A 10,141-nucleotide genomic window follows, 5' to 3' on the forward strand; every position below is an offset into this window, starting at 1 on the left:
CTAAAAAATGGAGGAAAAAAATGATTAATATAAGAAGGGCAATTTTAAGTGTTTCTGATAAAAGAGGGATTGTTGAACTTGCAAATTTTTTAAAGAAATTTAATGTTGAAATTTTATCAACAGGAGGAACTGCAAAAATTTTGAGAGAAAACGGGATTGAAGTAAAAGATGTTAGTGAGTTCACTTCTTTTCCTGAAATACTTGAGGGAAGAGTTAAGACACTTCATCCAAAAATTTATGGAGGAATTTTATCAATAAGAGACAATGAAAAACACCAAAAACAAATGGAAGAAAATAATTTAGTCCCAATTGACCTTATTGTTTGTAATTTATATCCATTTGAAGAAACACTTAAAAAAGGGGCAACAGATGAAGAAATTATTGAAAACATTGATATTGGTGGACCAACAATGATAAGAGCAGGTGCGAAAAATTATAAATATGTTGTTGTTGTGATAAAACCAGAAATGTATAAAGAACTTATGGCTGAAATGGGAAAAAACAATGGAAAAGTAAGTGAGGATTTTTCTTTTAGATGTGCAGGTTATGTTTTTAATTTTACTTCAAGATATGATTACATAATTTCTTCATATTTCAAAAGCAAAATTGAAAAAAAGGAGTTTGAAGATGAAATTGATATAAGATTGGTAAAAGTAAGTGATTTAAGATATGGAGAAAACCCACATCAAGTTGCTGCCTGGTATAGATTTTCTGATAAGGAATTTGAAAGAAAACAACTTCAAGGTAAGGAATTATCTTTCAATAATCTTCTTGATATGGAATCAACATACCTTCTTGTAAATCAATTTAAAGAAAATGCCTGTGTAATTACAAAGCATACAAACCCATGTGGAGTTGCAATAGGAGAAAATTTAGTAGAAGCATACGAAAAAGCATTACAGACAGACCCTTTAAGTGCTTTTGGTGGAATAATTGGATTTAATAGGAAAGTTGGAATAGATGTTGCAAAAATAATAATTAAACAGTTTTATGAAGTAATTATTGCTCCTGACTATGAGGAAGAAGCACTTGAAATTTTTAAGAAGAAAGAAAATATGAGAATTATAAAATCACCTCAAATACCTACCTATAAATATGATTTCAGAAGTTTAAATGACGGATTTTTAATCCAGACACCTGATTTAATTGACATGGAGAAATTTGAAGTCGTTACTGAAAAAAAACCAACTGATGAAGAAATAGAAGCACTTAAATTTTCATGGGTAGTTTGTAAATTTGTAAAATCAAATGCCATAGTAATTGGAACAAAAGGGCAAACATTAGGAATTGGAGCAGGACAGATGTCAAGATTTGATTCTGCAAGAGTTGCAGTAATGAAAATGAAAGACAATTTTAAAGAAAAAGTAAATTTAGTTGTTATGGCATCTGATGCTTTTTTCCCATTTCCTGATAGTGTTGAATATGTAGTAAAAGAAGGTAGAGTTACTGCAATAATTCAGCCAGGTGGTTCATTAAAAGACAAAGAGGTAATTGATGTGTGTAATAAATTAGGTGTTTCAATGATTTTAACAGGAACAAGGCACTTCAGACATTAATAGGGACACCACAATTATTTCGTTTGTATTGGTATAATATATCCAATATGAAAGGAAGTATTTTTGGCTGGGCAGTAGTAGGAATTTGCGTTGGTATTTATCTATTCTTTACTGGATTTCGTAAATTATGGTATAAGCGACTAATTCAGAATATCCCTACTTCTAAAATTCGTTCTATCGCAATGGGACTGGTTGAAATTCAAGGAATAGCAATACCTGATATTATTCTTGTCTCTCATTATACAAAACAACAATGTGTTTTTTATCATATCATTATGGAACGACTTGTAATACATAAAAATTCGGTTAATTGGGTAAAAGAATTTGAAATGAAAAGTAATATACCTTTTTTCCTTCAAGACGATACAGGCACTGTAATAATAGACCCTGTTGGTGCAGAAATAGATATACCTTTAAGATACACTCACATGGAAGGCAATAAGAGATATAAAGAATATTACATAAAAATAAAGGAACCTATTTATGTTCTTGGAACAGCAAAAAGTATAGAAAGTATTGAGGAACACATACAGAAAGAGGTTGAAACAAGAATAAAAGCAATAATTGAAAGCCCGGAAGAAAAACAGAAATTAGATATCAACAAAGACATGTGGATTGATGAAAATGAATGGCAGTTAGCAAAACAAAGAATAATGGAAGAGATAAAAGAGAAATTTAGGGCAACACAGGGAAAAATATCCTCAAAAAATTTCCCTCCTGACTATCTTAAAAATGTTATTATTGGCAAAGGTGAACTTGACAGACATTTTTTTATTTCAAATAAAAGCGAAAAAGAAATAGTGGGTGAGTATAAATACAGGGTATTTCTTTATATCATTGGTGGTGCTATACTTACTTTGCTCTGTTTAAAAATAGTCATTTCTTTTATATTTTAAAAAGGAGGGGGAAAATGGGAATTATTGTAGCTGTATTTGTTGCTTTTGTGGTTATAGGTCTCTTACTATACTTCATAAGTGTCTATAATGGATTGATACGCCTGAGTAGAGATATAGAAAAAAACTGGGCAAATATAGATGTTCTTCTTAAACAGCGATATGATGAGATTGGAAAACTGATAAAGGTCTGTGAGGGATATATGAAATATGAGCGAGAAACATTAGAAAAAATCGTGGGACTAAGAACAGAATATTTGAAAACTGATTCAGTAGAAGAGAAGAAAAAAATTGATGGGGAAATTACAGGGGCATTAAAAACAATATTTGCTGTTGCAGAAAATTATCCAGAATTAAAATCAAACAATAACTTTATACAACTGCAGAATAGAATCAGTGAACTTGAAAATAGTATTGCAGATAGAAGAGAATTGTATAATGATAGTGTTAATCTTTATAATATACGAATTCATCAGATACCTGACAAGTTTGTTGCAACAATGTTAAATTATAAAGATAAACCACTTTTTGAAGTAAGTCCCGAAGAAAAAAAAGATGTAGAGATAAAATTTGATTTTCCTAAATGACTAATGCTCTCACCATAAAGAAATAAGATACCCAAAAATTAAATTATTTTTGACAGAAATATTAAAAATAAGTTATTTTATTTATAATATGAAAACTGAAATTTCTGGCACCACTCAATATTTATGGAATGATTTACCTCAGTTAACTGAAAAAGAGATATTTTTAAGTAAATTAAAAGGAAACGGGAAGAGATACAAAAGATATTTAGGGTCTCCTTTAAGGTATGCAGGAGGAAAAAGTTGGGCAGTTGGATATGTAATAGAAAAATTACCTGATAATATCAATCGCCTAATATCTCCATTTTTCGGTGCTGGTTCTATTGAAATTGCAGTTGCAAAAGAATTAGGAATTGATGTTCTTGGATTTGATATATTTGATATTCTAATAAATTATTGGCAGGTTCAAATTAAAAATCCTTTTAAGTTATATCAGAAATTATTAAAATTAAAACCAGATAAAGAAACATACAATAAAGTTAAAACGATATTAAAAGAACACTGGGAAGGGAAAAGAAAACTTTCTTCTTTGAAATTAGCAACCTACTATTATTTTAATCATAATCTTTCTTATGGTCCAGGATTTTTGGGCTGGATGTCAAGTGTATATGCTAATGAAAAAACATATCATAATCTTATTAAGAGAGTTAAGGACTTTAATGTGCAGAATATAAAAATTGAGTGTTGTTCATTTGAAAAAGTTATTCCTGAATTTAAAAATGACTTTTTATATTGTGACCCCCCTTACTATTTAGGAAAAGACAGCACTCTTTTTAAAGGACTTTATCCTCAAAGAAATTTTCCAATCCATCATAATAATTTTAACCATAAATTACTGAGAGACCTTTTATTAAATCATAGAGGCGGATTTATTTTATCTTATAATGATTCACCAACAATAAGGAATTGGTATAATGACTTTGTAATTGTTGAATTACCCATTCATTATACAATGGGGCAGGGAGAAACAAGAATAGGAGTTAATCGTAAAAGAGATAATAGAAATCATATCAAAAAAACAAAAGAATTGTTGATAATTAAAGAGCAAAAAAGATGACAAAGAAAAAGGCAATGACTTCTGCGAAAGCAAGTTATGTAAAAAGAAAAGGACATGCAGATGCTCGTGAATTTGCTGAATGCTTAGGAATTGGGAAAGAATTTAAAAATGACCCAAAAGCAAAAAAAGACATAATTGACTCTGAAGGATATTCATACTCAGTGAAAAGTGGCGAAAAGAAATGGCAAATTTTTCTTTATGGAAAAACAAGGTTTGAAAATGATTATACTTTTAAAGGTATGAATGGAATAGGAGATTTATTACTGGAATGTATAGAAACTTTTCCTTCTCAAAGAAGTGATTATTTGCAAAATAAAGAATTATATAAAAAAAGATTACAGGAACCAATGAAGAAATTATGTGAGAAATTAAAAGAAAAAAGAATTCTTTCTGCATTTATAGATAAAAGCATGTTCAATAGTGGAGAAGTTGATTTTTTAGTTATAAAAGATGGAAACATTTTTCATGTTTTTGGGAATAGAGATGTCGTAGAAATTTTAACAAACCTTTTTGAGGTTGAGAATTCTAAAAGTAGAGGTGAAGGGCAATTTGACGCTCAAAAAGTAATTTTTAAAGTCCAAGACAGAACTTTTGGAGAAATTGAAATGAGAAATGATAGTGAGGTTCATTATCGCGAAATAAAATTCTGGATGGATAAAAAATTAATATTTAATCTCCTTCAATCCCAAATAAAACAAAAGGGCAATTTTAATGATAGAATAATTCTTTATGGTAGTTCTATAAGAAAATTATTAAAACTAAAGCAAAACAAAAAATCCTAAAATAAACATTATCTTCAAAGGATTTATAAAAACAAATTAATTATGGAAAAATATGAAGTAGTTGTTATTGGGGCAGGTCCTTCAGGTATTTTTTCTTCAATTTTTGCCAAACAAAATAAAAAAGAAGTATCTTTAATTGAAAGAAATGATACCATTGGAAAGAAAATTTTCTTAACAGGAAATGGAAGATGTAATTTAACAAGTCATAATGAAATTGATGAGTTTATAAGCAAATATAGAAACGGGAAATTTCTTATAAATGCTTTTTCAAAATTTTTCAATAAAGACCTGATTGAATTTTTTGAAAAAAATGGATTAAAACTTAAAGTTGAAAGAGGGAAAAGGGTCTACCCTGCATCTGATAAAGCAGAAGATGTAGTAAAAACACTAAAAACAATTATTGATAAAAGAGGAGTTAAATTGTTTTTGAAAAATAGAGTACAAAACATTGAAAAAGCAGAAAATAAATTTATTATAAAAACAGATAAAAATATAATAGAGGCAAAAAAAATTGTAATAGCAACTGGGGGAAAAAGTTTTCCAGAAACAGGGTCAGAAGGTGATGGATATACATTGGCAAAAGAATTTGGGCATACAATTTATGGACCCTTTCCCGCCTTATGTGGGATTGAAATAAAAGAAAATTTCATAAAAAAATGGCAGGGCATTACACTTAAAAATGTCAAAATAAAGGCAGTTTTGAATAAAAAAGTAATTGGAGAAGAGTTTGGAGAAGTTTTGTTTACTCATTATGGAATAAGTGGACCTGCTGTTTTAAATTTGAGTGGAGATGTTTCTGAAAATATATCAAAAGGAGAAATAAAAATATCAATAAATTTAAAGCCGGCCTTAAATTATGAGAAACTTGAAAAGCGTCTTGAAAGAGAATTCATAAGTAATCCCAATAAAGAAATTAAAAATGTTTTTAAAAATCTTCTTCCCAATAAGATGATTGATGAGTTTTTATATCAATGTGGAATTATGACAGAGAAAAAGGCAAATCAAATAACAAAAGAAGAAAGGAAAATACTTGTTTCAAATTTACTTTCATTTAATTTAAGTGTTAAAAAGACAAGGGATTTTTCAGATAGTATGGTAACAAGAGGAGGAGTAGTAGTAAAAGAAATAAATCCAAAAACAATGGAGTCAAAAATTGTCAAAGGTATATATTTTGCAGGAGAAATAATAGATATTGATGGAAAAACAGGTGGATATAATTTACAGGCGTCTTTTTCAACTGGATATGTAGCAGGAATCTCTGTATAAATTATGTAAAAACTCCTATTATTATAAGTCCTGCTGTAAGTAACAAAGTTCCAAAAATTCTTACAAAGACACCTTTTTCTTTATAAATCATAAAAGCAAGAATTACTCCAATTAAAATACTGAATTGTCTTAAAGCAATAACATAACTTGTAATATCAGTGAATTGATATACCCAGAGAATAAGCCAGTAAGAACCAAAATCAAGAAAAGCAGACAGAGATGGAAGTTTCCACTTTTCTATTCCTTTTTTTCTTTTTTTTATACCTGAAAAATGTAAAAGGATATGATAAGTTATACAAGTTATAAAGTAGAAAAAATACCCATATCTTGCAGCAGTTGCAGACCCTTTCTGAACAACTTCAGATGCAATTTTATCAAGCAAAGTATAAGCAGTCGTTCCTATTGCTGTTAAAATTAACCAAAAACCTGTCCGATTAAAATAATGTTTTAAAGAGATATCTTTAAATGAAGTAAGAGGGGATAAAAAACACCCGGCAACAACAAGAAGTATCCCTGACCATCCGATAAGAGACAAATCTCTTCCACGGATAATATCTCCAATAGCAACAAAAAGGACTGGTAGAGAGCGAGCGATAGGATAAACAATTGTAAAATCAGAAAAACTATAAGCGTTGGCAAGAGCAAAAAAATATATTCCACAGAAAAATCCGGAACCAATAACACAAAGGTATGCTTTCAAGGTTAGAGAATGTGTAATAAATTCAGTTAAAAAAGCGGGTATGAATCCTATTACGGATATTACGGTTAACATCTGTGAGAAAAAAGTTATCTCATCTTTATCTTTTCTTGCAAATAAGTTCCATCCAGCATGCATAACAGCAGAAATTAAAACTAGCGATATAATAAAAGGGCTCATTTAACTAAATTCCTGACAAAAGAAATATTAAAATTTAAAATATTTGTGAAAATCGGATTCATAAACAGAAAAAACATTTTTCCCCTATAACACCTTTGGACATGTGGTTTCTCTCAAAGAAGCGGAGGGTGAGGGATTCGAACCCCCATGTCCTGTGAAGGACGGCGGATTTCAAGTCCGCTGCCTTACCTGTTAGGCTAACCCTCCAATTACTTCTATTCTCCTTTTTAAAATTATACCTTCTTGATTCTATTTTTCAAAATTTATGGTTTTTTCGTATTTTCTTTATAAATTTGTTGTTTCTTATTACAAATGTTATAAATCATAAGGAGTTATATTCCATTTCCCATGTTCTATTATTTTTCTAAACCTTTCTTGTTCCTCTGCATTAAAAAACGAACTCATTAGATATTTTTGATTTCCTATTACACATAAGAATCTTCTTGCTCTTGATAATGCTACATTAAGAAATTTCCAGTTTGTTGTTAAAGGAGAAGGTTCAATATTATCATCTGTAATATCATAAATTATTACATCTTTTTCTTGTCCTTGAAAAGAATGAACGGTATTTACTTTTATACCTTCTAAGTTCTCTTTTTTAAGATACCTGTATATGTTGCAGACCTGGGCATTATAAGGAACTATTATTCCTATTTGTTCAGGTTTAATATCACAGTACTTAATGATATTTTTTGCAAGTTTTACATCAGCAAATGCATAAGGGTCATTTTTTCTATTGAAAATTTCAATTCTACTACCTATTTTTTCCAATACCCCCTCAGTATTTCTGAAAAGAACTGATTTTGGAAATGGGCTACCATTTTGGGAAAGTTTTTCTATTTTTTTGTTTCCACATTCTAACTTTCCATCATAGAATAGTTCACTAACAAGATTGCTGATATCCTGATGCATTCTGTATTGAGTTTTCAGAAATACAGCCCTCGGGTCATTTTCTTTTTTTATTTTGACTTTTTCAAAAACATTCATTGAATAAAAATCATTAGGCAGGTCAGCATCTTCAGGATAAGGAGGAGGTAATTGATATGGGTCTCCAGCAAGAATAAGATTCTTTTTTGCAAAAAAACTACCTGCCACCAATAAAGGAATAGGGGTCATGGAAACTTCGTCCATTATTACATAATCAAATATAGCACTTTTAATATTTCTGAAAATTAAACTTTGATAATTTGCTGCTACTATTCTTGAGTTTAAGGATATCTTATCTCTGTAATATTTAGCAATTTCCTTAGGAGTAGATTTTTCGCGGATTTTACCCAACCTTGTAAAAGTTTCTTCTGGATATGGTTTATTACTATATTTATAAACATATTCTATAACCTTTATAAATAAAGAATCCAGAGTACTATTTGAAAGAGTTAGGAAAAGAATATTTTTATCTGTTTCTTCAAGTAAAATATGTGCCAAAGCCGCAAGTACTGTTGTTTTACCAGTTCCAGGGGGTCCCCAGATAAATGTTATGTTCTGGGTTAATGCTTTCTCAATTGCCTGCCATTTATATTGGTCAAATTGATATTTATTTTTATATTTATTCAGATTAATATGATTATAATTTCCATAATTGTATGGTAGAGTGGCACTCCTAATTAAATATAGAATAAATTCGTTTTCTACTGCTCTTCTTTTAAGAAGAAAATTCCTTAGTTGGAAAACAGATTTTTTAAAATCTGCTATATAGTAAATTCCATTTTCTGTTGCTTTACTTATTTTCTCATAAGAAATTTGTGTTAGTGGGATAAGCAATACTATTTCATTATTAGTATGCCTTGAAATAATTCCTTTTATGAAACCACTTTCTATTCTCAGGTCAATATTATTCTTTTTACCAAATTCAGCATCAATAATTATCCGTTCATGAAAATTCCCAAAACCAACTTCATAGTATGGTATATTATTTATAATTCTTTCACTTTCAAATGTTTTACCAAACATATAATAATGTGGTCTATTTTTGAGAATTTTTATTCTTTGTATTTCAATTTCAACTGCTTTTATAACCTCATATAAAATTGGAGAAACAAAATTTCCTTCTGGTAATTGTTTTATATTTTCATCCTGTATTAGTTGATTGAGATTATTTTCGGCTTTTTGTTGCCAGGCAAGAAATGGGAGAATTTCTCTTGCCTTCTGGAATGATTTAATTGCTTTTTCTTTAAATACTGCATTTCCTGTTCTCTCAAATAACTCTTTATATCCTTCTCCCATTCTATAATATATAATCCCATCATCAGGAAACATACTTAAAAGTTGCTTAAAACAAAGTTCTCCTTCCTCTACATTTTCAATAAGTTTATCTTTACAGATATTTGCCGCTTTTGCTACTTTTTTATAAATAAGTTCTTCCATTTATAATGGTATATTTAAGGTATCTATTTCCGTTTGTAAATCACTAAAATTTGGGCCATTTGTATATTTTGCTTATGACTTTTCTACCTAAAATTTTGTTCTTTGCTCTTCGGGCAATTTTTTTAGGGTCTCCACTTGTTATCTTTTCTATATCATTAGCAGTCCTTGCCAATTTATAAAGAAAACTTACAAATTTTGACATTGTTTTCCTCCTGATTTTTACTTTAACTATAAACATTTTACCCTTTTAAAATTAAAATGATAATTCGTTATATAAATTACCGCAAACCCCAAAATGATAAAAAAGGTAGGGGGGGTGCGGAAAAGGTAGTTAAATTCCTTGATACACCTGCTCTTTGACAACCCACAGTAAGAATCACTGACCCGCTTAATAGGGGATTATGAATAGTGGCAAATTTTTCATGTCACTGTGAAAATTTGCTTAATTTAGAAAAAATATAACCTCAGAATTAATCTTATATATTTATAATTAGGTTTTTTATCTTGTTTAATATGGCTTTTTCTATCAGTTTATTGTGTTTCAATTCGCTATCTTATTCCTATTTTTCGAGTAGATTCCTTTTTTGTCTTGTCTAACATACCTTTTGGAGTAGATTTATTATATCTCAATTCAATGTCTTGACATATCTCCTTTAAAACACTAAAATATAAAACTCAGAGGTAGTTTTGGGGCCGCTAGCTCATCTGGCAGAGCACCGCCCTTTTAAGGCGGGGGTGGCAGGTTCGAGCCCTGCGCGGCCT

At 29.6% G+C, this 10,141-nt stretch carries 9 protein-coding genes and 2 tRNA genes; 7 read left to right on the plus strand and 4 right to left on the minus strand.

The features are described from left to right. The first annotated feature begins 20 nt into the window (after positions 1-20). The 6 genes from purH (at position 21) to PLW95_07035 (ending at position 6,138) form a co-directional block, all read left to right on the plus strand. Positions 21-1,556 (plus strand): bifunctional phosphoribosylaminoimidazolecarboxamide formyltransferase/IMP cyclohydrolase, encoded by a 1,536-nt coding sequence (gene purH, locus PLW95_07010; protein ID HOV22405.1) that lies wholly within the window; start codon positions 21-23, stop codon positions 1,554-1,556. A gap of 47 nt (positions 1,557-1,603) precedes the next feature. Further along, a complete protein-coding gene (locus PLW95_07015) occupies positions 1,604-2,452 on the plus strand; it encodes a hypothetical protein (GenBank protein ID HOV22406.1) in 849 nt (282 codons plus the stop codon). Between the two features lie 14 nt (positions 2,453-2,466). Next, the gene (locus PLW95_07020) at positions 2,467-3,036 is read left to right on the plus strand and encodes a LemA family protein (GenBank protein ID HOV22407.1); all 570 of its coding nucleotides are present in this window, start codon (positions 2,467-2,469) and stop codon (positions 3,034-3,036) included. Positions 3,037-3,124: 88 nt separating this feature from the next. After that, on the plus strand, positions 3,125-4,090 hold the full coding sequence (locus PLW95_07025; GenBank protein ID HOV22408.1) for a DNA adenine methylase: 966 nt from the start codon (positions 3,125-3,127) through the stop codon (positions 4,088-4,090). Then, positions 4,087-4,872, plus strand: coding sequence for a hypothetical protein (locus tag PLW95_07030; GenBank protein ID HOV22409.1), 786 nt, complete (start codon positions 4,087-4,089; stop codon positions 4,870-4,872). Before PLW95_07025 ends, PLW95_07030 begins: the two co-directional genes overlap by 4 nt. Before the next feature lie 42 nt (positions 4,873-4,914). Then, entirely contained in the window at positions 4,915-6,138 is a 1,224-nt protein-coding gene (locus PLW95_07035) for an NAD(P)/FAD-dependent oxidoreductase (protein HOV22410.1), read from the plus strand. Between the two features lies 1 nt (position 6,139). On the opposite strand, the gene PLW95_07040 is transcribed toward PLW95_07035, so the two are convergent. The 4 genes from PLW95_07040 to PLW95_07055 form a co-directional block, all read right to left on the minus strand. After that, positions 6,140-7,015, minus strand: a complete 876-nt coding sequence (locus PLW95_07040; protein ID HOV22411.1) for an EamA family transporter — start codon at positions 7,013-7,015, stop codon at positions 6,140-6,142. 122 nt (positions 7,016-7,137) lie between these two features. Then, positions 7,138-7,222: transfer RNA gene (locus PLW95_07045), tRNA-Ser, on the minus strand. Positions 7,223-7,330: 108 nt separating this feature from the next. Further along, entirely contained in the window at positions 7,331-9,379 is a 2,049-nt protein-coding gene (locus PLW95_07050; GenBank protein ID HOV22412.1) for an AAA domain-containing protein, read from the minus strand. Positions 9,380-9,422: 43 nt separating this feature from the next. Continuing rightward, entirely contained in the window at positions 9,423-9,581 is a 159-nt protein-coding gene (locus PLW95_07055) for a hypothetical protein (GenBank protein HOV22413.1), read from the minus strand. Between the two features lie 488 nt (positions 9,582-10,069). Between PLW95_07055 and PLW95_07060 the strand changes: the two genes are divergently transcribed. Further along, positions 10,070-10,141: transfer RNA gene (locus PLW95_07060), tRNA-Lys, on the plus strand.

This window comes from bacterium (genome assembly GCA_035370465.1).
Lineage (GTDB): Bacteria > Ratteibacteria > UBA8468 > B48-G9 > JAFGKM01 > JAGGVW01.